Genomic DNA, 22,626 nt, shown 5'->3' with positions numbered 1-22,626 from the left:
TCAACGAAACTTGATGCAGATCAGAGTGGCCGCCCCGTCCTGCAGGCATGGTCGGCTTGCACACAAAACCAAAGGCAAGAACATGACCAGCAAACTCGCCATCCTCACCCTTTCCACCGCGTTGGCCGCTGTTTCGGCCCCCGCATTCGCCCAGTCTCAGGGGGACTGGACCGTTGGTGTCGGTGTCGGCTACCTCGACCCGAAATCCGACAACGGGTCCCTCGCCGGCTTCAGCGCCGACGTCGACTCGGACACTCGCCCGATCTTCACTGCCGAGTATTTCATCCGCGACAATCTGGGCATCGAGCTTTTGGCCGCAACGCCGTTCAGCCATGACATCACGCTGGGCGGAAGCGTCGACGCGGGCAGCGTCAAGCACCTGCCGCCCACACTGTCGCTGAACTACCACTTTGCAACCAACAGCTCCTGGAAACCCTATGTCGGCGCCGGTTTGAACTACACCGTGTTCTTTGACGAGGAATCGCCGCTGGGCGATCTCAAGGTCGACGACTCGTTCGGCGTGTCGCTGCAGGCCGGTCTGGACTACATGGTCACGGACAAGGGCGCCGTTCGCCTGAACGTCCGCTGGTTCGACATCGACTCGGACGTCACCCTCAACGGAGCAGACATCGGCAAGGCCGAGATCGATCCGTGGCTGGTTGGCGTGTCCTACGTCCATCGCTTCTGATCCCTTGATCGGAAACGCCTCGCCGTGACCTCGTCGGCGAGGCGTTTTTCTTCAAAGCATTTTGTTCATCAATTCGCGGCCGATCAGCATCCGGCGGATCTCGCTGGTGCCCGCTCCGATCTCCATCAGCTTGGCGTCGCGGAAGATCCGGCTGACCGGCGCATCCGCCAGGAACCCGGCCCCGCCCATGGCCTGAACGGCCTGATGCGCCTGCACCATCGCCTGCTCGGAGGCGTAAAGGCAGCACGCCGCCGCATCCTGCCGGGTTACATCGCCCCGATCACAGGCCTTGGCAACCTCGTAGACATAGGCCCGGGCCGAGTTCATCGCCGTGTACATGTCGGCGATCTTGCCTTGCATCAGCTGGAAGGTTCCGATCGGTTTGCCGAACTGCTTGCGCTCGGCCAGATAGGGCATGATCTCGTCCAGGCAGGCAGCCATGATGCCGGAGCCGATCCCGGCCAGCACAACGCGCTCATAGTCGAGGCCCGACATCAGGACCGCAACGCCCTTGCCTTCTTCGCCAAGCACGTTCTCGAACGGCACCTCGACATCTTCGAAGATCAGCTCGGCCGTGTTCGAACCCCGCATACCCAGCTTGTCGAAATGGGGCGAGGTCGAGAACCCTTTCATCTCTTTCTCGATCAGGAAGGCCGTGATGCCCTTGGACCCGGCCTCGGGGTCGGTCTTGGCATAGACGACCAGCGTATCGGCATCCGGCCCGTTGGTGATCCAGTATTTGTTGCCGTTCAGGCGGTAATGGTCGTTGCGCTTTTCCGCCCGCAGTTTCATCGACACAACATCCGACCCCGCTCCGGGTTCCGACATTGCCAGGGCACCTACGTGTTCGCCCGAAATCAGGCGCGGCAGGTATTTCTGCTTCTGTTCTTCAGTGCCGTTCAGCTTGATCTGGTTGACGCATAGGTTGGAATGCGCCCCGTAGGACAGCGCCACCGATGCCGAGGCGCGTGCGATTTCTTCAACCGCGATCGTATGCGCCAGATAGGTCATTTCGGCGCCGCCATACTGTTCGGGAACGGTTACGCCCAGCAGACCGAGTTCACCCATTTCCTTCCACAGCTCGTTGGGAAAGGCGTTGGTCTTGTCGATCTCGGCCGCCATCGGCTTGACCCGCTCCTGCGCCCAGCGGTGCACCATCTCGCGCAGCGCGTTCACATCCTCACCCAGATCGAATTGCATTGTCGCCGTGAACATCCGCGCTCTCCTCTTTCGCGTTAATGAACAGGTGTTCAATAAACTGATACAGACCTTTCCCCGCGCGGTCAATCATCGCGTGACCCAAATGAAAAAGCCGCCCTCGGGCGGCTTTTGCAGTGTTCGAGCGTGCGCCGCATGGCGCACTCGATTGAATTACTGTTGGAAAACGGCGCCGACCTCGGCGCGGATGATGCCGGCAATCAGGCGGCAATCGTCCAGTGAGAAGGTCAACGGAACGCGCATGTCGATGATCCCGCGCAGAATCCGGTCGGTCTCGGGCATCCGTTCCGACTCGGCATAGCGCCAGCTGTCATAGCGCGAGGTGAACCCGGTCGGCTCGGCCCCGCCGAACCACTTCAACTCGACTCCGCGATCGGCGCAGCGTCGCAGAACCTCGGTAATCCTGTCCTGCGCCCAATCCAGCAGAAGGAACTGGATCGACGAGCCGACATAGCTCTCCTCGGCAGGCCGCTCGACGATGGTCAGGCCGGGCGTGCCGCGCAGGCCCGCCTCGATCTCGGCATAGCGTTCGTTCCAGCGCCGCACCTGCCGATCCAACTCGCGCAACTGGGGGCGCAGGATCGCCGCGCGCAGATTGTCCATCCGCCCCGACACGTTTGGCGTGGTGTACTTGATCCGCTCGAACACCTCGGGACCCGGCACCGCAAGGTGGCGTTCGTACAGCATGTACGAGCCCGACAGCATCGTGGCTTTGGCCGCCAGCATTTCGTCATCGGTGATCAACAGACCACCCTCGCCCGAGTTCACATGTTTGTAGGTCTGGCAGGAATAGCAACCGATCGCCCCCTGACGGCCGGACAACTGCCCGCGCCAGGCGGCGCCCATCGTGTGGGCGCAATCCTCGATCACCGTCACCCCGGCGGCGTCGCACATCTGCATCAACCGGTCCATGTCACACAGATGCCCGCGCATGTGGCTGAGCATCAGAACCTTGGCGAGGTCCAGCTTGGCCTCCAGATCGTCCAGATCGATGGTCAGCCCCTCGGTCACGCCCACGAAAACCGGGCGCGCATTGACCGAGGCGATCGCCCCCGGCACCGGAGCCAGCGTGAAAGCGTTGGTCAGAACCGCGTCCCCCGGCTGGACACCCACGGCACGCAGGGCCGTGGCCAGCGCATAACCGCCCGACGACACGGCCAGACAGTATTTCGCCCCCATCTGCACGGCAAATTCCTGTTCCAGAAGGGCGGTTTCGCTCACCTCTCCGGGGGCCACGTTGTAGCGGTGCAGCCGCCCGTGGCGCAGAACGGCCAGCGCCGCCTCGATCGCCGCGTCGGGGATTGGCTCCTGCTGAGTGAAACTACCAGAAAATCGCTTGGTCATGGCGTCGTTTGTGGGGCCAGTCGCAGCGCGGGTCAAGAGATCAGGCCGCCGCGCCCACAAGCTCGGCTACGATTGCGGGCAGATCGTCGAAATGGTGCAGCAGCGCATCGGGCTGCAGTGCGGCCATGTCATCACCGGACGGGCCGAAGGTCACAAGGATCGACGGCACCCCGGCGGCGCGGGCCGTGTTACGGTCGGTATCCGAGTCGCCCACCAGAATGCAGTGGTCGGGATGCCCGCCGGCCCGGCGCGCCGCTTCACGCAGCGGCGCGGGGTCGGGCTTGCGCACCGGCAGCGTGTCCGCCCCCACCAACGAGCCGAACAACGCCCGCGCTCCCAGCCGCGTCATCAGCAGCTCGGCCAGCGCCTCGGGCTTGTTGGTGCAGATGCCGACACCGTATCCGGCGGCCTTCAGCGCCTCGACCGCCTGCAGCGCGCCGGGATAGAAGGTGGTGTGGGTGTCGATCGCCTGCCCATAGGCCTCGAGCAGGACCGGGTAATAGGCGTTCACGGTCTCTTCGTCATAGGCGCCCACGCGTTTCAGCCCGTGGGTCAGCATCATCCGCCCGCCGCGCAAAGCCACCGCCGCATCCTGCCCGTGCACCAGCACGTCGCCATGCCCCATCTGCCGGAAACAATGGTTGGCCGCCGCCAGCAGATCGCCCGACGTATCGGCCAAAGTCCCGTCCAGATCGAAGATGACCGTGCGCATTCTGTCTCCTTGCTCGGCAGTTTTCCGCCATGTCGTGTTGCAAACGGCAATCTTGTTTGATGGCCGAACGGCTTGCGCCTTTGCCCTCAGCGGATAAAACGGACCGCGACAAAACAAAAGAGAAAACGCATTCATGAGCACTGCCCTTGTCATCCTTGCCGCCGGAAAAGGCACCCGGATGAATTCGGATATTCCAAAGGTTCTGCACCCGATCGCCCAGGTTCCGATGCTGGTGCACGCCATGCGCGCCGGGTCGGTTCTGGCACCCGAACGCACGGTCATCGTCACCGGCCACGGCGCCGAGGCGGTGGCCAAAGTCGCGCAGGCCGAGGATGAAGACGCCCGCATCGTCGTGCAGGACCAACAGCTGGGCACCGCCCATGCCGTCGCCCAGGCGCGCGAGGCCCTGGACGGGTTCACCGGTGACGTGGTCGTTCTGTACGGCGATACCCCGTTTCTGCAGCCTGACACGCTGGAGCGCATGATCGCCGCGCGGGCTGACAACGATCTGGTGATCCTGGGCTTCGAGGCCGCCGACCCGGCCCGGTATGGCCGTTTGGTGATGAACGGAGATGCTCTGGAACGGATCGTCGAGTTCAAGGATGCGTCAGATGAAGAACGCGCCATAACCTTCTGCAACTCGGGCCTTCTGGCCTGTGACGCCGGCACCCTGTTCGACCTGATCGACGCGGTCGGAAACGACAACGCGTCGGGCGAATACTACCTGACCGACGTGGTCGAGATCGCGCGCGACCGCGGCCTGAAGGTCACTGCCGTTTCGTGCGACGAAGCGCAGACGCTGGGCGTGAACTCGCGCGCTGATCTGGCCGCGGCCGATGCCGTGTTCCAGGCCCGCGCCCGGGCCGAGCTGCTGGATCTGGGCGTCACCCTGATGGCTCCCGAGACGGTCTATCTGGCTGCCGACACGGTGATCGGCCGCGACACGGTGATCGAACCCAACGTGGTCTTTGGCCCCGGTGTCACCGTCGAAAGCGGCGCGACGATCCGGGCGTTTTCGCACCTGGAAGGTTGCCATGTCAGCCGCGGCGCCGTGGTCGGCCCCTATGCCCGGCTGCGCCCAGGGGCGGAACTGGCCGAGAACACCCGTATCGGCAATTTCGTCGAGATCAAGAATGCCGAAATCGCCGAGGGCGCAAAGGTCAATCACCTCAGCTATATCGGCGATGCGTCGGTGGGCGCGGGCACGAATATCGGCGCGGGCACCATCACCTGCAACTATGATGGCGTGATGAAGCACCGCACGGTGATCGGCGAGAATGTCTTTGTCGGCTCGAACACCATGCTGGTGGCCCCGGTCACCGTGGGCAGCGGCGCGATGACGGCCACGGGCACCATCGTGACCCGCGACATCGACCCCGACGCCCTGGCGGTGGGTCGCGCCAAACAGGAAAACAAACCGGGCTATGCCCGCAAGCTGTTCGAGATGCTGAAGGCGAAAAAGGCACGCCGGGACAAGGGAGCCTGAGTAAATGTGTGGAATTGTTGGCGTATTGGGCAAGCACGAAGCGGCGCCCATCCTGGTCGAAGCGCTGAAGCGGCTGGAATACCGCGGCTATGACAGTGCGGGCATCGCAACCGTAAACGGCGGCAAGCTGGGCCGTCGGCGCGCGGTGGGCAAGCTGGTCAATCTCAGCGACCTGCTGGTGCATGACCCCCTGCCCGGCAAGTCGGGCATCGGGCACACGCGGTGGGCGACCCATGGCGCACCCTCGGTCAGCAACGCGCACCCGCATCAGGCCGGACCGGTTGCCGTGGTCCACAACGGCATCGTCGAAAACTATCGCGAGCTGCGGGCCGAACTGGCCGAGAACGGAATCGATTTCCAGACCGAGACCGACACCGAAACCGTCGCGTTGATGACCGAATTCTACATGAAATCGGGGCTGAGCCCGGTCGAGGCCGCCTTCAAGACCATCGACCGGCTGCAAGGCGCCTTTGCGCTGGCCTTCCTGTTCGACGGCGAGGATGACCTGATCGTCGCCGCCCGCAAGGGCTCGCCGCTGGCCATCGGGCACGGGGATGGCGAGATGTTCGTGGGCTCGGACGCCATCGCACTGGCGCCGCTGACCGACCGGATCACCTATCTGGAAGAAGGCGACCGCGCCGTGGTCACCCGCACTTCGGTCGAGATCCGCAACGAGGCGGGCGAGATCGCAAATCGCGAGATCCGCAAGATCCAGCTGGATCAGACCCGGACCGACAAGGGCGGGCACAAGCATTTCATGGGTAAGGAAATCGCCGAACAGCCGGTGGTGGTGGCCGAGGCGATCCGCTCGTACCTGCCCACCGGCAGCGACCGGGTGGTTCTGCCGGACGCGGATCTTGATTTCTCCAAGCTGGACCGCCTGACCATGGTGGCCTGCGGCACGGCCTTCTATGCCTGTCTGACCGCCAAATACTGGTTCGAGCAACTGGCCCGGATGCCCGTCGAGGTCGATATCGCCAGCGAGTTCCGCTATCGCGAACCGCCGATCACCGACCGCACGCTGGCCCTGTTCGTCAGCCAGTCGGGCGAAACCGCCGACACCCTGGCCGCGCTGCGCTATTGCGAAGGCAAGGCCGACAAGATCGTGTCGGTGGTCAATGTCCCCGAAAGCTCGATCGCGCGGGAAAGCGACGTGGCACTGCCCATCCATGCCGGGGTCGAGATCGGTGTGGCCTCGACCAAAGCCTTCACCTGCCAGCTGAGCGTTCTGCTGATGCTGGCGCTCAAAGCCGCGGCCGACCGGGGCACGCTGGACGACGATGCGCTGGCCGATCACGCCGCCGCGCTGCGCGGCCTGCCGACGCTGCTGAACGCCGCGCTGGATCAGGAGGAGGCGATCCGGAAATCCGCTCAGCGCCTGTCCGAGGCGCGCGACGTTCTGTTCCTGGGCCGCGGCCTGATGTACCCGCTGGCCCTTGAAGGCGCGCTGAAACTCAAGGAAATCAGCTATATCCACGCCGAAGGTTATGCCTCGGGCGAGTTGAAGCACGGCCCCATCGCCCTGATCGACAAGCACATGCCCGTGGTGGTCATGGCCCCGCGCGATGCGGTGTTCGACAAGACCGTGTCGAACATGCAAGAGGTCATGGCACGCAAGGGCAAGGTCATTCTGGTCTCGGACGACGACGGGATCGCAGATGCCAAGGACGGCGTCTGGAGCACGATCCGAATGCCGCATGCCCACGCCTCGGTGGCGCCGATCCTGTATTCGGTGCCCGCGCAGCTGCTGGCCTATCACACGGCGGTCGCCAAGGGCACCGATGTGGACCAGCCGCGCAACCTGGCGAAATCCGTCACGGTCGAGTAAGCCGCCATGCCGGACAGCCCCTTGGACCAGATCAAGGCCCATGCCGACCCGGACCGGGCCGCCCAGATGGCGGCCTATCACAAGGTCGATCGCCCCTATCTTGGGGTACCGAATCCGGTGCTGAATGATCTGACCAAAAGCTGGCGGCAGCAGATGGACGTGGACGCCCGTGTCGCGCTGGCCGATCAGCTGTGGCAGACCAACATCCACGAGGCGCGGCTGGCCGCCGCCAAGCTGCTGACCCAAGCGCGCATCCGCCCCGATCAGGCGGTTTGGGACTTGCTGCAAAGCTGGCTGCCCGATTTCGACGCCTGGGCGGTGGCCGATCATGCGAGCATGGCCATGCAAAAGCGCCTGTGGGCCGATCCGTCGCGGCTTGACCAGGTTGAAAGCTGGACGACCTCAGATCACATGTGGACCCGACGCGCGGCACTGGTCGCCACCCTGCCCTGGAGCAAGCAGAACCACCCCAAGCCCGAAGACCTTGAGCGCCGCGCCCGCATTCTGGGGTGGGCCGCCGGTTATGTCCCCGATCGCGACTGGTTCATCCAGAAGGCGGTGGCCTGGTGGCTGCGCGACCTGTCCAAACATGACCCCGACCGGGTCCGGGCGTTTCTGGCCGCGCATGGTGACGCGATGAAGCCGTTTGCCCGCAAAGAGGCCGGCAAGTACCTGAAAGATCAGTTGGAGTAAACGTCCAGTTCGACCAGCTCGTCAAACGGGACCAGCAGCGCACGCATCGCCTCAACCGACAGGCGGCTGCCGCCTGAGGGCGCCGGTACAAGTGTGATATAGGCCTGCGCGCCCGTCTTGGGCACGACCACCCGGCCATTGATCTCAGTTTCGACCAACGGTGTTTCAAGCCAGCGTCCGGGCTTGTTCGGATCGCCCAGTCCGGCAATCGTTGTCTTGGCGCCGGCCCATCCGGTGTTCACGGCCGCAACAGGCGTTGCTTCCACCTCTTCGGTCGCAGCGGCGGTTTCTGTCGTCTGCGCAGGTTCCGCATCCGACGCGCGATCAAGTCCTTGCCGCACCGCATCACAGCCGGTCAGAAACGCAGGAATAATGACAAACAGGTATCGCATGCAACCAGCCTACCCCTGCCCGCGCCCGCGTTCCACCCCTCAAGCGCAGTTCTGACTTGTCGCAAGGCACGGTGCGCTTTACCTATTGGGCATGACTGCTCCGTTGATCGACCCGTTTGCCCGCGCAATCACCTATCTCCGCGTCTCCGTCACGGACCGCTGCGATTTCCGCTGTGTCTACTGCATGTCTGAAAACATGACCTTTCTGCCCAAGAAAGAGCTGCTGACGCTGGAAGAACTGGACCGGATGTGTTCGACCTTCATTCGACTGGGCGTGGAAAAGCTGCGGATCACCGGGGGCGAGCCGCTTGTGCGCCGTGGGATCATGGGGTTCTTCGACTCGATGACCCGGCATCTGGACAGCGGCGCACTGAAAGAGCTGACGCTGACCACCAATGGCTCGCAACTCGCCCGGTTCGCCGACGACCTGTATGCCTCCGGGGTGCGGCGGGTGAATGTCTCGCTCGACACGCTGGACGAGGACAAATTCGCCCAGATCACCCGTTGGGGTCGCTTGAAACAGGTCCTGGGCGGGATCGATGCCGCGCAGAAGGCCGGGTTGCGCGTCAAGATCAACACGGTGGCCCTGAAAGGGTTCAACGAGGACGAACTGCCCAAGATCACCCGCTGGTGCGCCGAGCGCGACATGGACCTGACCTGGATCGAGGTCATGCCCATGGGTGACATCGGCAACGAGGACCGGCTGGACCAGTACTGGTCGCTGAAAGACGTGCGGGCCGAGTACGAAAACCACTATACTGTCACCGATCTGGCCGAGCGCACGGGCGGACCGGCGCGCTATGTCCGGTTGGAGGAAACCGGGCAGAAGATCGGCTTCATCACGCCGCTCAGCCATAATTTCTGTGAAAGTTGCAACCGGGTACGCCTGACCTGCACGGGCGAGTTGTACATGTGCCTGGGGCAAGAGGACATGGCCGACTTGCGCGCCCCTCTGCGCGACCACCCCAACAGTGAAGAGCCACTGGAACAGGCGATCCGCGCGGCGATTACCCTCAAGCCCAAGGGCCATGATTTCGACTATTCCCGCCAGAAGATCGATGGCCAGATGAGCCGTCACATGAGCCACACGGGCGGCTGACATGGCAGACCAGTCGGGGCAACCCACGACGCTGTACCGTATGTACTGCGCGTTGACGTCCATCGCCATGCCATTGGCCTGGCGCACCGTTCGCGCCAAGCTGCAGACGGCGGGTGTTTCCGAGGTCCGTCAGCGCGAGCGGCTGGGCCATGCGAGCCAGCCCCGGCCCGACGGTCGGCTGATCTGGTTCCATGCGGCCAGCGTGGGCGAGAGCCTGTCGGTTCTGAGCCTGATCAAGCGTATGAGCGAACGGATTGAGGATGCGCAGTTTCTGATCACCTCTGGCACCCCGACCTCGGCGGCGCTGGTGGAAAAACGCCTGCCGCCGCGCACCCGCCACCAATACCCCCCTCTGGACAGCGCCGGACCGGTGGCGCGGTTTCTGGATCACTGGCGGCCCGATGCCGGTGTCTTCGTCGAAAGCGAGATCTGGCCACGGCTGATCGTCGAGACCGCCCGGCGCGGGACGCCCCTTGCCCTGCTGAACGCACGCCTGTCCGAGAAATCGGTGGCCGGGTGGAAGAAGCGCCCCGACACCGCCCGCTTTGTCCTAGGCCAGTTCCGCCTGTTCCTGACGCAAAACGACCGCACGGCCGCAAACCTGATCGCCATGGGCGCACCCGCCGATCTGGTGCAGCCCGGAACCAACCTCAAGGCCATGTCCGATCCGCTGCCGGTGGATCAGGACGCGCTGACGCAGATCCGCGCGCAGATCGGCGCGCGGCCGGTCTGGATCGCCAGCTCGACCCATGCGGGCGAGGAGGAGACCGTTCTAGCCGCCCATGCCGAATTGCTGAATCGCTGGCCCGACCTGCTGCTGCTGCTGATCCCCCGCCACCCCGAACGACGGGCCGAGGTCTGCGCCCTGATCGATGCCACGGGTCAAAGCCATGCTCTGCGCAGCGCCGGGCAGCCGATCACCGACGACACGCAGGTCTATGTGGCCGATACGCTGGGCGAAACCGGAACGTGGTACGCTTTGTGCCCTATCGTGTTTCTGGGCGGGTCGCTGAAAGAGATCGGCGGCCACAACCCGTTCGAGCCGGCTCAGGCTGGCGCAGCGGTGATCACCGGGCCGGGTTACTACAATTTCGCCGAGACATTTGCCCCGCTGGTGGACAGCGGCGGCGCGGTAGAAGTCGCTTCGGCGCCGGAATTGGCCAAGGCGGTCGAGCCCTGGCTGTCGGACAGATCGGCGCTGTCAGCGGCGCAAGCGGCGGCGCAATCCTGCGTGAACACCCAGAAATCGGAGCTGGATTCGGTTGTGGATACGCTATGCGACAAGCTGGGCCTCAACTGACCGCAAGCGGCAGCGGGGGCCTGCGCCCCCGCCACGGTGTCAGGCTGCGGGCATCCGCTGTTCGACGATCTCGGCCCACCAGCTGCAACCGGCAGGGATCGCCTCGTCGTTGAAGTTGTATTCCGGGTGGTGAACCATCGCGGTATCACCATTGCCGACCAGGATATAGGCACCGGGACGCTCTTCCAGCATGTAGGCGAAGTCTTCGCCGCCCATGACCAAAGGTGCCTCCTCGCAGGTCCCCGAGACCGAGCGGGCGACCTCGGCGGCGAACTCGGTCTGCTCATCGCTGTTGATCATGACCGGATAGCCCCGGATATAGTTGACATCGGCAGTACCGCCGAATGTCGCGGCGACGCCCGAGCAGATTTCGTTGATGCGCTGCTCAGCAAGGTCCCGCATCTCTTTGCTCATCGTGCGCACGGTGCCCTTGATCTGCACTTTCTGCGGAATCACGTTGAACGCCTTCGACGAAGTCTCGAACGAGGTGACCGAAACAACGACCTGATCGATCGGATCGGCATTGCGCGACGCGATGGTCTGCAACGCCAGAACGGCCTGCGCAGTCATGACAGTGGTGTCCACGGTTTCATGCGGTTTGGCGGCATGACCTCCGCGACCTTCGAACGTGATATCGAACTGGTCAGTCGCCGCGAAGAACGCGCCCGGCCGGATCGAGAAGCTGCCCACAGGCTTACCAGGCCAATTGTGCATCCCGTAGACTTCCTGAATGCCCCAACGCTCCATCAGGTTGTCTTCGCACATCTCGCGGCCGCCGCCGCCGCCCTCCTCGGCGGGTTGGAAGATCACAACGACGGTTCCGTCGAAATTGCGCGTTTCGGACAGGTATTTGGCCGCCCCCAGCAGCATGGCGGTGTGGCCGTCATGGCCGCAGGCATGCATCGCACCCGGCGTTTTCGAAGCATAGTCCAAACCCGTCGCCTCGTGGATCGGCAAAGCGTCCATATCCGCCCGCAATCCGATCACCTTCCCCTTGGTGTCGACCTTGCCTTTGATCACCCCGACAACTCCGGTGCGGCCAATCCCCGTGACCACCTCGTCGCAGCCGAATTCTTTCAGCTTTTCCGCAACCAGCGCGCTGGTGCGATGCGTATCGAACAGAATTTCAGGATTCTCGTGAATATCACGCCGCCAGGCGGTGATTTCATCCTGCAATTCGGCAAAGCGGTTCTTCACTGGCATCTTCGTCTTCTCTCCTTAAAAAATCTCAGGCCACCGGCATCCGGCGTTCGACCATTTCTGCAAACCACGAGCATCCGATCGGAATGATCTCGTCATTGAAATCGTATTCGGGGTGGTGAAGCCCGGCGCTGTCGCCATTTCCCAAGACTATGAAGGCGCCGGGACGTTCCTGCAACATGAACGAGAAGTCTTCGCCCCCCATCACCATCGGTGCTTCGGCACAGCTGCCACCGACGGCAATTGCCGCGGATTCTGCATATCCGGTCTGCTCTTCCGCGTTGATCGTGACCGGAACGCCGCGCGAGTAGGTCACCGTGGCGGTGCCACCCATGGTCGCCGCGACACCTTGCACAACTTCATTCAGTCGCTGTTCGATCAGGTCGCGCATCTCGTTCGAATGGGTGCGGACGGTGCCACGCAGCCGGGCCGATTGCGGGATCACGTTGAACGCATTCGACGAGGTCTCGACCGCCGTGACCGACAGAACGGCCTGCAAGATCGGGTCGGCGTTGCGCGAAACGATGGTCTGCAGGGCCACGATCAGTTGCGACAGCATGACCGTAGTATCCACGGTTTCCTGCGGCTTGGCGGCATGACCGCCGCGGCCTTCAAGATGGACGTCAAACTCGTCCGCCGCCGCCAGCAGAGGCCCGGAGCGAATGGCAAACTGCCCGGTCGGCAGGCCCGGCACGTTGTGCATCGCATAGACTTCCTGGATGCCGAAGCGGTCCATCAAACCGTCCTGGCACATGGCTTCAGCACCGTTGCCGCCTTCTTCGGCCGGTTGAAAGATCACGATCGCGGTCCCATCGAAGTTTCGGGTCTCGGCCAGATATTTGGCGGCGCCCAGAACCATCGCAGTGTGACCGTCATGGCCACAGGCATGCATGGCGCCCGTAGTCTTGGAGGCATATTCCGCTCCCGTCTGCTCCTGCATTGGCAGCGCATCCATATCGGCCCGCAGACCAATCACCCGGCCTTGGGTGTCGGTCCTGCCCTTGATCACGCCGACTACCCCGGTCCGGCCAATTCCGGTCACCACATCGTCGCAACCGAACTCTTTCAGTTTTTCCGCAACCAATGCGCTGGTCCGATGGGTATCGTAGAGAATTTCGGGGTGCTGATGTATGTCGCGCCGCCAACCGGTGATTTCGGGGTGCATTTCGGCAAAACGGTTCTTGATCGGCATGACTGTCTTTCCTGTTTCAGGCGATGGGCATTCGTCGTTCGACAAGCTCGGCGAACCAGCTGCATCCGGCCGGAATGGCCTGGTCGTCGAAATTGTATTCGGGATGGTGGCACATGGCCGTGTCGCCGTTCCCCAAGAAGATGTAGGCTCCGGGCCGTTCTTCAAGCATGTAGGCGAAGTCTTCCGACGGCATGATCGGATCCGTTGCGTCATTGACCTTGCCGGCCACCGCCTCGGCGGCTTCGGCGGCGAAGGCCGTTTCCGCCTCGGAATTCACCGTCACCGGGTAGCCGGGCGTCCAAGTCACGCGGGCTTGGGCGCCAAAAGCCGAGGCTGTGTCTTCGGCGATCCGGCGCACGCGCTCCTCGGCGATGCCACGGTATTCCGGGTCCAGTGTGCGAACCGTGCCCTGCAGCCGGACCGTGTGCGCAATCACGTTCGAGGCGACGCTGTCAGTTTCAAACGTCCCCACCGTCAGCACCACCCGTCGGATCGGATCAACGGTGCGGGATACAACCGATTGCAGCGCAACCACGATGTGCGATGCCACCAAGGTTGTGTCGATGGCTTCATGCGGCGCGGCGGCATGGCCACCTTTGCCGGTCACGACAATCTCGAACTCGTCCGACGACGCCAGCAGCGCGCCGGGCCGGATTGCGAACTCTCCGACAGGCAGGCCGGGCATGTTGTGCAAGCCGTAGACTTCCTGAATGCCCCATCGATCCATAAGCCCATCGCGGCACATGGCCAGACCGCCGGCCCCGCCTTCTTCGGCCGGCTGAAAGATCAGAACCACCGTTCCGTCGAAATTGCGCGTCTCGGCAAGGTATTGCGCAGCGCCGAGCAAGATCGACGTGTGCCCGTCATGCCCGCAGGCATGCATCTTGCCCGGCACGGTCGAGGCATAGTCCAGTCCGGTCGCCTCGTTGATCGGCAAGGCATCCATGTCGGCCCGCAACCCGATCACCCGCCCCTGCGTGTCCGTCCGCCCTCGGATCACGGCCACGACACCGGTTTTACCGATACCCGGCGTGATTTCATCGACACCGAACTCCTTGAGCCTATCGACAACGAAGCCGGCGGTTTCATGAACGTCGTACATCAACTCGGGATGCGCATGCAGGTGCCGCCGCCACTTGGTTATCTCGGCGTGCATTTCGGCAAGTCTGTTTTTGACCGGCATGTTCAACTCTCCGAGCTTCTGACTGAAATCCTGAGTTTCCAGTGCCTCTTTTGGGTCACGCCGCCAGTTTGTAGACCAGACGCTGCATGAAGTCATGGCCGGCGTTGAACTGAGCGATCGTGATGTATTCGTTCGGCTGGTGCGCCTGGGCGATATCTCCAGGCCCACAGATCACGGCCGAGTAACCGGCTTCCTGGAACTGACCGGCTTCGGTGCCATAGCTGACGACATGGGTTGCGTTGTCGCCCGTAAGGGCGCGCACCAGCGTCTCGGCTTCGCCATCGGTTTCCGGGACCAACGCCGGAACGGCAAAGCTGGCCTTCACCTCGATATGGGCGTCCGGATGCACTTGCTGCATCTTCCTTTCCGCCACTCTTACCTGTTCCAGATAGGCTTCTTTCCAAGCTGATGCCTGCTCGCCGGGGACGACCCGGAAATCCATCATGAAACGGCAATCCTTGGCCGTGATGTTGTGCGCAGTGCCGCCCTTGATCATGCCCACGTGGCAGGTTGTCCAAGGAGGATCAAAGACTGCCGCGATGTCGCTGGGGTCTGCCGCCATGTTGATGTCGTTCTGGGCATTTGCCCAGTCGATCAGCGGCGCGGCATACATGATCGCATTGACACCGGTATGCATGATCGAACTGTGCACCTCGTATCCCACCACATGGGTATCATAGCCGAAACTGCCCTTGTGGCCGGTGACGGCTTGCATCATCGATGGCTCGCCCACCACCACGGCCGAGCCCTTGGGCAGAACCTCCTGCATGGCGACGATCATGGGCGGCGCACCGGTGCAGCCGACCTCCTCGTCAAAGCTCAGCGCCAATTGCAGCGGGCGTTTGACGTCGGCGTACTGCGCCTCCACCAGCGCCCAGATAGCGAGGGCGTCAAAGCCCTTCATGTCACAGGTCCCACGTCCGAAATACTTGCCGTCCCGTTCGGTCACGACAAACGGGTCGCTGTCCCAGGGTTGTCCGTCCACCGGCACCACATCCGTGTGACCGGAAAGCACGACCGCGCCTTCCTCCCAGGGGCCGACATGGGCAAACAGGGCCGCCTTGTGCGGCTGGTCCGGATCCGGCCATCTGTGAGCGCGGATTCCGTGGCCGTTCAGGTAGTCTTCGACCCAGTCGATCAGCGGCAGGTTGCTGTCGCGGCTGACGGTGGGAAACGAGATCAGCTTGGTCATGATCTCAAGCGGAGTCAGGCGCTGTGGCATATGGGTCAGTAGCCGCTGTCGGTCGTCAGGATGAAGTGGCCCGGCTCGACCTCGCGGTATTCCGAAGGCGCAGGCTCATAGCCGATTGGGTGAATTGGAGACGGGATCGGTTTGAAATTCAGATCTTTTTCCGTTTTGCGCTGATTGGGATCGGCGATCGGAACCGCCTTCATCAATGCCTGCGTATAGGGGTGCTGTGGGTTCTCGAAAACACGCGCCCTTGGGCCCAGTTCGACGATCCGGCCCAGATACATCACACCCACGTGGTGGCTGACCCGCTCAACCACGGCCATGTCGTGGCTGATAAACAGATAGCTCAGCCCAAGTTCGGACTGCAATTCCATCATCAGGTTCAGAACCTGCGCCTGAACGGAAACGTCCAGCGCGGAAACGGCTTCGTCCGCAATGATCAGTTTCGGGTTCAGGGCCAGCGCCCGGGCAATCGCAATTCGCTGCCGTTGCCCACCCGACATTTCGTGCGGGAACCGGCGCATGAAGCTGCGTGGCAGGTGCACCTTGTCGAACAGCTGTGCGACCCGGTCCTGCAATTCCGACCCCGACGCGACGCCATAGTTGCGCATCGGCTCGGCCACCTGATCAACCAACTGCATCTGCGGGTTCAGCGATGCGAATGGGTCCTGAAAGATCATCTGCATGTCCAGGCGGGCCTTGCGCAGGCCCTTCTGGTCCAGCTTCATGATGTCCACACCATCAAGACTGATTTCACCGGCCATGGGCTCGATCAACCGCAGGATCGAGCGTCCGGCCGAGGATTTTCCACAACCCGACTCCCCGACGAGGCTCAGCGTCTGCCCTCTGTTCAGGGTGAACGAGACATCTTCGACCGCGTGCACATTCGAAATGGTGCGGCGCAGGATCCCGCCTTTTACCGGGAACCGCGTGGTCAGGTTCCGGACTGACAGCAATACATCCTCGGTTCCGGGAATCGGGGCGATCTTCTGTCCTTCAACACCCAGCAACTTCATCGGCTCGGGGGCGGATTTTCCGCGCATTTCACCCAGCTTGGGCACCGCAGCCAGCAGAGCCTTGGTGTAGTCATGCTGGGGATTCTCGAAAATCTCGGTGACGGTGCCCTCTTCGACCTTGTTGCCGCGGTACATGACGACGACCCTGTCGGCCATCTGGGCGACCACGGCCATGTCATGGGTGATGAACATGACCGCCGTGCCGGTTTCACGCTTCAGCCGGTCCATCAAGGCGAGGATCTCGGCCTGGATCGTCACGTCCAGAGCCGTGGTGGGTTCATCGGCGATCAGCAGGCGCGGCTCGCAGGCCATGGCCATTGCGATCACAACCCGCTGGCGCATCCCGCCCGACAATTCGTGCGGATACTGCTTGAGCCGCCGCTCGGGTTCTGGGATGCGGACCTGTTTCAGCAGCTCCAAGGCGCGTGCTTCGGCTTGGGACTTGGACATATCCTTGTGAATCCGCAACCCTTCGGTCAGTTGTCGCCCGACCGTGAAAACGGGGTTCAGCGCCGTCATCGGTTCCTGAAAGATCATCCCGATTTCGTTGCCGCGAATCTGCTTCATGAGGTCCTGATCGGCTTTGGCCAGATCCAGCTCGGTCCCGTCGTTACGGTCGAAAATCAACTGTCCGCCGGCGATTTCACCCCCGCCGAATTCAACAAGGCGCATCAATGACAACGAAGATACGGACTTGCCCGATCCCGATTCGCCCACGATGCAGACGGTTTCGCCCGGACGGACCTCGAACGAGACGTCCTCGACCCCGACGACGGGCCCATCCTTGGTTTGGAATTCGACCCGAAGTTCCCTGATCTGGGCGATAGGCTGATCCAGCACGCGAGCGCTCCCCTTGGCTGCATGAGTGTTTTGATTGCCGAACGCTAAGGCGGGCTGACAGGAAAAGTCAAACGCATTGCCAGTTTCGCTGCGGCAAGGCTTGCAATTTCTGCAAACTCTGTTTCGATACCCCGCGTAACCGTGCCGAGAAATTGGGCGTAGTGCGCAGACATTTGCGCAATTGTCTTTTGTTTCAGTGGCTTGAGCCCGGCACGGCAACGCCAAATCCGCAGGCCTTGCGGAGAAAATCGAGACACGAATGTGTCCAACAAGGAGTGTATGATGAAAATCAAAACCCTTTTGCTTGGTGCGATTGCAAGCACGGCGATGGCCCCGATGGCCATGGCCGAGCGCGGATCGGACGGCAACGTCAGCATCATCTATTGGCAAGCACCCTCGATCCTGAACCCGTTCCTGTCGGGCGGCACCAAAGACGTCGAAGCGGCCTCGCTGGTGATCGAACCTCTGGCCCGCTACGACCAGGACGGCAACATGGTGCCGTATCTGGCAGCCGAAATCCCGACCGTCGAAAACGGCGGCGTGAGCGAGGACCTCACCTCGATCACGTGGAAGATCGCTCCGGGGATCACCTGGTCGGATGGCACGCCGTTCACCTCGGCCGACGTGAAATTCACCGCCGATTACTGCATGGACCCCGAAGGGGGCTGTGCGCAGGTGACCAAGTTCGAAGGCGTCACCAGCGTCGAAGCTGTGGATGATCTGACCGTCAAGGTCACTTTCGACAAGCCGACCCCGTTCCCCTACGGTCCGTTCGTCGGCGGCGAAAGCCCGATCATTCAGGCCGCTCAGTTCGCGGACTGCATGGGCGCGAAAGCTCCGGAATGCACCGAGCAGAACTTCAACCCGATCGGCACCGGCCCGTTTGTCGTCACCGAGTTCAAGCCGAACGACGTGATCACCTTCAAGGCCAACGACAACTATCGTGACCCGGCGAAACCGGCCTTCGCAACCGTGACCTTCAAGGGCGGCGGCGATGCGACTGCGGCCGGTCGCGCCGTGATGGAAACCGGCGAGTTCGACTATGCCTGGAACCTGCAGCTGGCGCCCGAAGTGATCGCGCAGATGCAGGAAGGCGGCAAAGGCACTCCGGTGGCAGGCTTTGGCCCGCTGGTCGAGCGCATCATGCTGAACCAGACCAACCCGTCGCCCGAATTGCCGGAAGGCGAGCGTTCGACAGCCAAGCACCCGCACCCGTTCCTGCAGGACCCGGCGGTGTACAAGGCTATGTCGATGGCAATCGACCGCCCGCTGCTGGTTGAGATCGGCTATGGCCAAGCGGGTAAAGTGACCTGCAACTGGGTGCCGGCTCCGGCTGCGTTCAACTCGACCTCGATGACCTGCGACACGCAGGATATCGAAGGCGCCAAGAAACTGCTGGATGATGCCGGCATCGTCGACACCGACGGCGACGGCGTCCGCGAGAAGGATGGCGTTCCGCTGAAAATCGTCTATCAGACGTCGACCAACGCCGTCCGTCAGGACTTCCAGGCGCTGATCAAGGAGTGGTGGAGCCAGATCGGCATTGAAACCGAACTGCGCAACATCAACGCCTCGGTCTTCTTCGGTGGTGACCCGGGCTCGCCCGACACGTTCCAGAAGTTCTATGCGGACGTTGAAATGTACGCCAACACCTTCAACGGCACCGACCCGCAAAGCTATCTGGGCAACGGCCTGTGCGACAAGGCACCGCGTCCCGAGACCCAGTGGCAGGGTGAGAACATCAGCCGCTTCTGCAACGAAGAGTTCGACAAGCTGCACGCCCAACTGGCGCAGACCGCCGGTCTGGAGCAGCGCGCCGAAATCGCGAAGCAGCTGAACGACATCATGGTTCAGAACGGCGGCATGATCCCGCTGGTCCACCGTGGTCGTCTGTCGGCCCATGCAAACACTCTGGGCGGTGTCGTCCTGAACGTGTGGGACAGCGAACTGTGGAACATCGCTGACTGGTACCGCAAGACCGGTTCCTAAGCGCTAGCCTTGCACAGCCGCGTCCCGATCTGTATCGGGGCGCGGTCTTTCGCAAGTTCCACCAACAAGAAGACGCATATAAAGGCGCCTCTTAATGCTCAACTTCACCATTCGACGACTGATCCTGGCCGTTCCGACGCTCTTGTTCATCAGCCTCGTCATCTTCCTGCTGCTCGAGCTCGCCCCCGGCGACCCGATGGCACAGGTTCCGCTTACCGTTCCGCCCGAAGTCAAAGAGAAGATGCGCGAGGCGCTTGGCCTCGGCCAGCCGATGCATGTCCGGTTCTGGAAATGGATCGTGCAGTTCTTCTGGATCGAACCGCAGGTTTTGGTCGACCACATCTTTGGTACCACCTTTTCCGAAGGTGACCTGCGTGTGATTTCGTGGCAGACCCGCTCGCCCGTCATGGATATCGTCGTTCAGCGTATCCCGCAGACCCTGTGGGTTGTCGGCACCGCCTATGTGGTCGCCATCCTGATCGCCCTGCCCATCGGTATCTATTCGGCCTATCGCCAGTATTCCTGGTTCGACCAGATGGGCACCTTCGTGTCGATGGTCGGCTTCTCGGTTCCGCCGTTCTTCTCGGGGGTGCTGGTGATCGTGATCTTCTCGGTCCAGTTGGGCTGGTTCCCGTCGATCTATGACACGACGCATGTGGTCAATGACTGGGACAGCTTCGTCGTTCAGCTGAAACAGATGATCATGCCCGTGATGGTGCTGGCGCTGCAGATCACCGCGCAGCTCAGCCGGTTCATGCGCGCCTCGATGCTGGACAACCTCAACCAGGATTACGTCCGTACTGCGCGGGCCAAGGGCCTGAGCGAATACACCGTCGTCATGGTGCATGTCCTGCGCAACTCGATGATCCCGGTGGTCACCGTGATCGCTCTGGGTATTCCGGCGATCTTTGGTGGCGCGATCATCACCGAGCAGGTGTTCAAGGTGAATGGCATCGGCCAACTGCTGATCGGCGCCATTCAGGCAAATGACCTGCCCATGGTGCAGACGCTGACCTTCATCTTTGCCGTGTTGATCGTCCTGTTCAACCTGATCGCAGACGTTCTTTACGGAATTCTGGACCCGAGGATCCGCTATGACTGATCACAATCAATCAGACACGCTGGTCCCTGATGAGGGCCTTGCGCCGGCCTCGACGGCCTTGCCGACTGCCGACGTAATGGAAGAACTGACCACCCCACCTCGCAGCCAGTGGCGCGACGTGTGGGACCAGTTCAAGACCCACAAGGGCGCCATGATCGGCGCGATGCTGTTCATCTTCATCGTCGCGGCCGTCTATCTGGGCCCGTTCCTGTGGACCATCGACCCGACCCAGATCGACATCCGTGCCCGAAACCAGGGGCCCAGCTGGGCCCATCCGTTCGGCACCGATCAGCTGGGCCGGGACATCATGGCGCGAATGATGTCTGGGGGGCAGACCTCGGTATCGGTCGGCATCACCGCGATGCTGCTGGCGCTGTTCCTGGGGTCGTTCATCGGCGTGGTTGCCGGGTTCTTCAAACGGCTGGACGGGCCGCTGATGCGCCTGACCGATCTGTTCCTGGCCCTGCCGCTGCTGCCGCTGCTGCTGGTGATGATGCTGCTGTTCCGCGAGCCTCTGTCCGCTGCGTTCGGGCTTGAACGTGGGATCTTCATCCTGATCGTCTGCGCCATCGGCATCACCTCGTGGATGCCTACGGCGCGGATCGTGCGCGGCGACGTGCTGGCCATCAAGGAACGCGAGTTCGTTCTGGCCGCCCGCTCGATCGGCACCAGCAACACGCAGATCATCACACGGCACATCCTGCCCAACGTGCTGTCGCCGATCATGGTGTCGGCCACGCTGGGCATCGCCACGGCGATCATCACCGAAAGCGCGCTGTCCTTCCTAGGGCTGGGCTTCCCGCCTGACTTCCCCACCTGGGGCCGGCTGCTGTTCGATGGCGTCGACTATCTGCAGCAGTACCCCGAGCGTGTGTTCTGGCCCGGCCTGGCGATCTCGCTGACCGTTCTCAGCGTGAACTATCTGGGCGACGGCCTGCGCGATGCGCTCGATCCGCGGATCCGCGGACGCTGAACCAAAGTCAGTCGGCGCGCCTGAGCGCGCCGGCCAACACCACGATCACCACTGCCAGCGGCAGCAGGACGGCAAAGGCCAGCCGCAGTGACAGGAAGCCCGCCAGAAGCCCGATCAGCGGCGGACCGATAAGCAGACCTCCGTACCCCAAGGTGGCGACACTGGCGATGGCCTGCCCCGGCGGAACATGCGGGTCATTCGCCGCCCGGCTGAAAGCCAGCGGCATGATCACCGCATAGCCCACGCCCATCATCGCGAACCCAGCCAGCGCCCCGACCGCGCCACCGGCCGATACCACCAGGAACACGCCAACGGCCGCACAGGCTCCGCTGACCCGGGCCACCGGCACCGGGCCGAACCGGGCGATCACGAGGCCCCCCAGCAGACGCACCGCGACCATGGCCACCGAAAAGACGGCATAGCCCAGTGCTGCAACGCTTTCAGCCACACCCGTGACATCCCGCAGAAAGATGGCGCTCCAGTCAGCCACTGCCCCCTCGCCCAGCGCGCCGCACATCGCGGTAAGCCCGACCAGAACCAGAACGCCGCTGGGCAAAGCAAAGATCGCGTTGCCGTCGGACTGCACCCGCCGCGACGTCCATCGGACCCAGGACAACGCAAGCGCCAACGCCACGGTTGCCCCGCCGGCCAGCAGAAAATGCGGCAACACGTCAAGCTGCAGCTGAACCGCGCCATAGCCGCTGAGCGCTCCCAACCCGGCACCTAGGCTCCACATCGCGTGAAACGAGGACATCACCGGTTTGGCATAGGTCTGCTCGACCTCGGCGGCCCAGGCGTTCATGGCCACATCCATTGAGCCGTGGAAGGCCCCGAAGATGAACAGGAACGCAGCCAGCATGGCGAAGCTGTCGGCGGCCGCAAGAAGGATCAGTGAGGCTGTGTACAGGACCGCGATCACCCGCGTCACGGTCACCGCGCCAAACCTGTCGGTCAGGCGTCCGGTGACTGGAAAGGAACACACCGCCCCGGCCGCCATGAACAGCAGGCCATAGCCCAGTTCCTCGTGGCTCAGCCCCAGACGGTCACGGACGGCTGGAATGCGCGAGGCCCAGATCCCAAACAGGGCGCCGTTCAGGATGAACATGGCGGCCACGGCCCGCCAGGCTGAAACCAATCCGATCATGAAACCTGCCCCGCCTGCGAAATATCTGCCTCGCA

19 protein-coding genes are annotated in these 22,626 nt (G+C 62.7%); 9 read left to right on the top strand and 10 right to left on the bottom strand.

What is annotated here, in order from left to right; translation table 11 throughout:
* Positions 1-82 precede the first annotated feature (82 nt).
* A complete protein-coding gene (locus tag ACR0MM_RS10145; RefSeq protein ID WP_480695943.1) occupies positions 83-688 on the top strand; it encodes an OmpW/AlkL family protein in 606 nt (201 codons plus the stop codon).
* A 51-nt stretch (positions 689-739) separates the two neighbouring features.
* Here the strand turns inward: ACR0MM_RS10145 and ACR0MM_RS10140 are convergent, their stop codons facing one another.
* The 3 genes from ACR0MM_RS10140 to ACR0MM_RS10130 form a co-directional block, all read right to left on the bottom strand.
* The gene (locus tag ACR0MM_RS10140; RefSeq protein ID WP_480695942.1) at positions 740-1,903 is read right to left on the bottom strand and encodes an isovaleryl-CoA dehydrogenase; all 1,164 of its coding nucleotides are present in this window, start codon (positions 1,901-1,903) and stop codon (positions 740-742) included.
* Positions 1,904-2,059: 156 nt separating this feature from the next.
* The gene (locus tag ACR0MM_RS10135) at positions 2,060-3,250 is read right to left on the bottom strand and encodes a DegT/DnrJ/EryC1/StrS family aminotransferase (protein ID WP_480695940.1); all 1,191 of its coding nucleotides are present in this window, start codon (positions 3,248-3,250) and stop codon (positions 2,060-2,062) included.
* A gap of 40 nt (positions 3,251-3,290) precedes the next feature.
* On the bottom strand, positions 3,291-3,962 hold the full coding sequence (locus tag ACR0MM_RS10130) for an HAD-IA family hydrolase (protein ID WP_480695938.1): 672 nt from the start codon (positions 3,960-3,962) through the stop codon (positions 3,291-3,293).
* Between the two features lie 133 nt (positions 3,963-4,095).
* Between ACR0MM_RS10130 and glmU the strand changes: the two genes are divergently transcribed.
* From glmU to ACR0MM_RS10115, 3 genes are read left to right on the top strand one after another with little or no spacing between them, the layout of a single operon-like run.
* Positions 4,096-5,448, top strand: a complete 1,353-nt coding sequence (glmU, locus tag ACR0MM_RS10125; RefSeq protein ID WP_480695936.1) for a bifunctional UDP-N-acetylglucosamine diphosphorylase/glucosamine-1-phosphate N-acetyltransferase GlmU — start codon at positions 4,096-4,098, stop codon at positions 5,446-5,448.
* 4 nt (positions 5,449-5,452) lie between these two features.
* Positions 5,453-7,276, top strand: a complete 1,824-nt coding sequence (glmS, locus tag ACR0MM_RS10120) for a glutamine--fructose-6-phosphate transaminase (isomerizing) (RefSeq protein WP_480695934.1) — start codon at positions 5,453-5,455, stop codon at positions 7,274-7,276.
* 6 nt (positions 7,277-7,282) lie between these two features.
* Complete coding sequence (locus ACR0MM_RS10115; RefSeq protein WP_170454638.1) at positions 7,283-7,969, top strand: DNA alkylation repair protein; 687 nt, start codon at positions 7,283-7,285, stop codon at positions 7,967-7,969.
* Here the strand turns inward: ACR0MM_RS10115 and ACR0MM_RS10110 are convergent.
* Positions 7,957-8,361, bottom strand: coding sequence for a hypothetical protein (locus ACR0MM_RS10110; protein WP_480695932.1), 405 nt, complete (start codon positions 8,359-8,361; stop codon positions 7,957-7,959). The genes ACR0MM_RS10115 and ACR0MM_RS10110 overlap by 13 nt on opposite strands.
* A gap of 91 nt (positions 8,362-8,452) precedes the next feature.
* Here ACR0MM_RS10110 and moaA point away from each other — a divergent pair, with 91 nt between their 5' ends.
* Both moaA and ACR0MM_RS10100 read left to right on the top strand, forming a co-directional pair.
* Entirely contained in the window at positions 8,453-9,460 is a 1,008-nt protein-coding gene (gene moaA / locus ACR0MM_RS10105; RefSeq protein ID WP_480695930.1) for a GTP 3',8-cyclase MoaA, read from the top strand.
* A gap of 1 nt (position 9,461) precedes the next feature.
* The gene (locus tag ACR0MM_RS10100) at positions 9,462-10,760 is read left to right on the top strand and encodes a 3-deoxy-D-manno-octulosonic acid transferase (protein WP_480636367.1); all 1,299 of its coding nucleotides are present in this window, start codon (positions 9,462-9,464) and stop codon (positions 10,758-10,760) included.
* A gap of 39 nt (positions 10,761-10,799) precedes the next feature.
* Here the strand turns inward: ACR0MM_RS10100 and ACR0MM_RS10095 are convergent, their stop codons facing one another.
* The 5 genes from ACR0MM_RS10095 to ACR0MM_RS10075 are packed head-to-tail and all read right to left on the bottom strand — an operon-like array spanning position 10,800 to position 17,383.
* On the bottom strand, positions 10,800-11,963 hold the full coding sequence (locus ACR0MM_RS10095) for a M20 aminoacylase family protein (RefSeq protein WP_480695927.1): 1,164 nt from the start codon (positions 11,961-11,963) through the stop codon (positions 10,800-10,802).
* Positions 11,964-11,988: 25 nt separating this feature from the next.
* The gene (locus ACR0MM_RS10090; RefSeq protein WP_480695925.1) at positions 11,989-13,152 is read right to left on the bottom strand and encodes a M20 aminoacylase family protein; all 1,164 of its coding nucleotides are present in this window, start codon (positions 13,150-13,152) and stop codon (positions 11,989-11,991) included.
* Positions 13,153-13,168: 16 nt separating this feature from the next.
* Complete coding sequence (locus ACR0MM_RS10085) at positions 13,169-14,335, bottom strand: M20 aminoacylase family protein (RefSeq protein WP_480695923.1); 1,167 nt, start codon at positions 14,333-14,335, stop codon at positions 13,169-13,171.
* 55 nt (positions 14,336-14,390) lie between these two features.
* Positions 14,391-15,557 (bottom strand): acetylornithine deacetylase, encoded by a 1,167-nt coding sequence (gene argE / locus ACR0MM_RS10080; protein WP_170450689.1) that lies wholly within the window; start codon positions 15,555-15,557, stop codon positions 14,391-14,393.
* A 5-nt stretch (positions 15,558-15,562) separates the two neighbouring features.
* Positions 15,563-17,383, bottom strand: a complete 1,821-nt coding sequence (locus tag ACR0MM_RS10075; protein ID WP_170450691.1) for an ABC transporter ATP-binding protein — start codon at positions 17,381-17,383, stop codon at positions 15,563-15,565.
* 282 nt (positions 17,384-17,665) lie between these two features.
* Here ACR0MM_RS10075 and ACR0MM_RS10070 point away from each other — a divergent pair, with 282 nt between their 5' ends.
* From ACR0MM_RS10070 to ACR0MM_RS10060, 3 genes are all read left to right on the top strand, one after another.
* Complete coding sequence (locus ACR0MM_RS10070) at positions 17,666-19,372, top strand: peptide ABC transporter substrate-binding protein (RefSeq protein ID WP_093965071.1); 1,707 nt, start codon at positions 17,666-17,668, stop codon at positions 19,370-19,372.
* A gap of 94 nt (positions 19,373-19,466) precedes the next feature.
* Complete coding sequence (locus tag ACR0MM_RS10065) at positions 19,467-20,474, top strand: ABC transporter permease (protein WP_170340351.1); 1,008 nt, start codon at positions 19,467-19,469, stop codon at positions 20,472-20,474.
* On the top strand, positions 20,467-21,447 hold the full coding sequence (locus ACR0MM_RS10060) for an ABC transporter permease (RefSeq protein ID WP_093964881.1): 981 nt from the start codon (positions 20,467-20,469) through the stop codon (positions 21,445-21,447). Before ACR0MM_RS10065 ends, ACR0MM_RS10060 begins: the two co-directional genes overlap by 8 nt.
* A gap of 7 nt (positions 21,448-21,454) precedes the next feature.
* Here ACR0MM_RS10060 and ACR0MM_RS10055 read toward each other — a convergent pair whose 3' ends face one another.
* Positions 21,455-22,591 carry an MFS transporter gene (locus tag ACR0MM_RS10055; protein ID WP_480695920.1) on the bottom strand — a complete coding sequence of 379 codons (1,137 nt, stop codon included), beginning with the start codon at positions 22,589-22,591 and terminating at the stop codon, positions 21,455-21,457.
* Positions 22,592-22,626: the final 35 nt, after the last annotated feature.

The organism is Ruegeria sp. BC6 (genome assembly GCF_056539185.1).
The sequence above is the reverse complement of the archived record's forward strand: the minus strand, read 5'-3'. Positions and strand labels throughout refer to the sequence as shown.

What these genes read in the sequence shown, in the direction of transcription:
- ACR0MM_RS10135 (WP_480695940.1), bottom strand. Translation starts at nt 3,250, where the DNA reads ATGACCAAGCGATTTTCTGGTAGTTTCACTCAGCAGGAGCCAATCCCC.
- ACR0MM_RS10090 (WP_480695925.1), bottom strand. Translation starts at nt 13,152, where the DNA reads ATGCCGATCAAGAACCGTTTTGCCGAAATGCACCCCGAAATCACCGGT.
- ACR0MM_RS10060 (WP_093964881.1), top strand. Translation starts at nt 20,467, where the DNA reads ATGACTGATCACAATCAATCAGACACGCTGGTCCCTGATGAGGGCCTT.
- ACR0MM_RS10055 (WP_480695920.1), bottom strand. Translation starts at nt 22,591, where the DNA reads ATGATCGGATTGGTTTCAGCCTGGCGGGCCGTGGCCGCCATGTTCATC.
- ACR0MM_RS10115 (WP_170454638.1), top strand. Translation starts at nt 7,283, where the DNA reads ATGCCGGACAGCCCCTTGGACCAGATCAAGGCCCATGCCGACCCGGAC.
- ACR0MM_RS10100 (WP_480636367.1), top strand. Translation starts at nt 9,462, where the DNA reads ATGGCAGACCAGTCGGGGCAACCCACGACGCTGTACCGTATGTACTGC.
- ACR0MM_RS10130 (WP_480695938.1), bottom strand. Translation starts at nt 3,962, where the DNA reads ATGCGCACGGTCATCTTCGATCTGGACGGGACTTTGGCCGATACGTCG.
- ACR0MM_RS10145 (WP_480695943.1), top strand. Translation starts at nt 83, where the DNA reads ATGACCAGCAAACTCGCCATCCTCACCCTTTCCACCGCGTTGGCCGCT.
- argE (WP_170450689.1), bottom strand. Translation starts at nt 15,557, where the DNA reads ATGCCACAGCGCCTGACTCCGCTTGAGATCATGACCAAGCTGATCTCG.
- ACR0MM_RS10070 (WP_093965071.1), top strand. Translation starts at nt 17,666, where the DNA reads ATGAAAATCAAAACCCTTTTGCTTGGTGCGATTGCAAGCACGGCGATG.
- glmS (WP_480695934.1), top strand. Translation starts at nt 5,453, where the DNA reads ATGTGTGGAATTGTTGGCGTATTGGGCAAGCACGAAGCGGCGCCCATC.
- ACR0MM_RS10095 (WP_480695927.1), bottom strand. Translation starts at nt 11,963, where the DNA reads ATGCCAGTGAAGAACCGCTTTGCCGAATTGCAGGATGAAATCACCGCC.
- ACR0MM_RS10110 (WP_480695932.1), bottom strand. Translation starts at nt 8,361, where the DNA reads ATGCGATACCTGTTTGTCATTATTCCTGCGTTTCTGACCGGCTGTGAT.
- moaA (WP_480695930.1), top strand. Translation starts at nt 8,453, where the DNA reads ATGACTGCTCCGTTGATCGACCCGTTTGCCCGCGCAATCACCTATCTC.
- ACR0MM_RS10065 (WP_170340351.1), top strand. Translation starts at nt 19,467, where the DNA reads ATGCTCAACTTCACCATTCGACGACTGATCCTGGCCGTTCCGACGCTC.
- glmU (WP_480695936.1), top strand. Translation starts at nt 4,096, where the DNA reads ATGAGCACTGCCCTTGTCATCCTTGCCGCCGGAAAAGGCACCCGGATG.
- ACR0MM_RS10085 (WP_480695923.1), bottom strand. Translation starts at nt 14,335, where the DNA reads ATGCCGGTCAAAAACAGACTTGCCGAAATGCACGCCGAGATAACCAAG.
- ACR0MM_RS10140 (WP_480695942.1), bottom strand. Translation starts at nt 1,903, where the DNA reads ATGTTCACGGCGACAATGCAATTCGATCTGGGTGAGGATGTGAACGCG.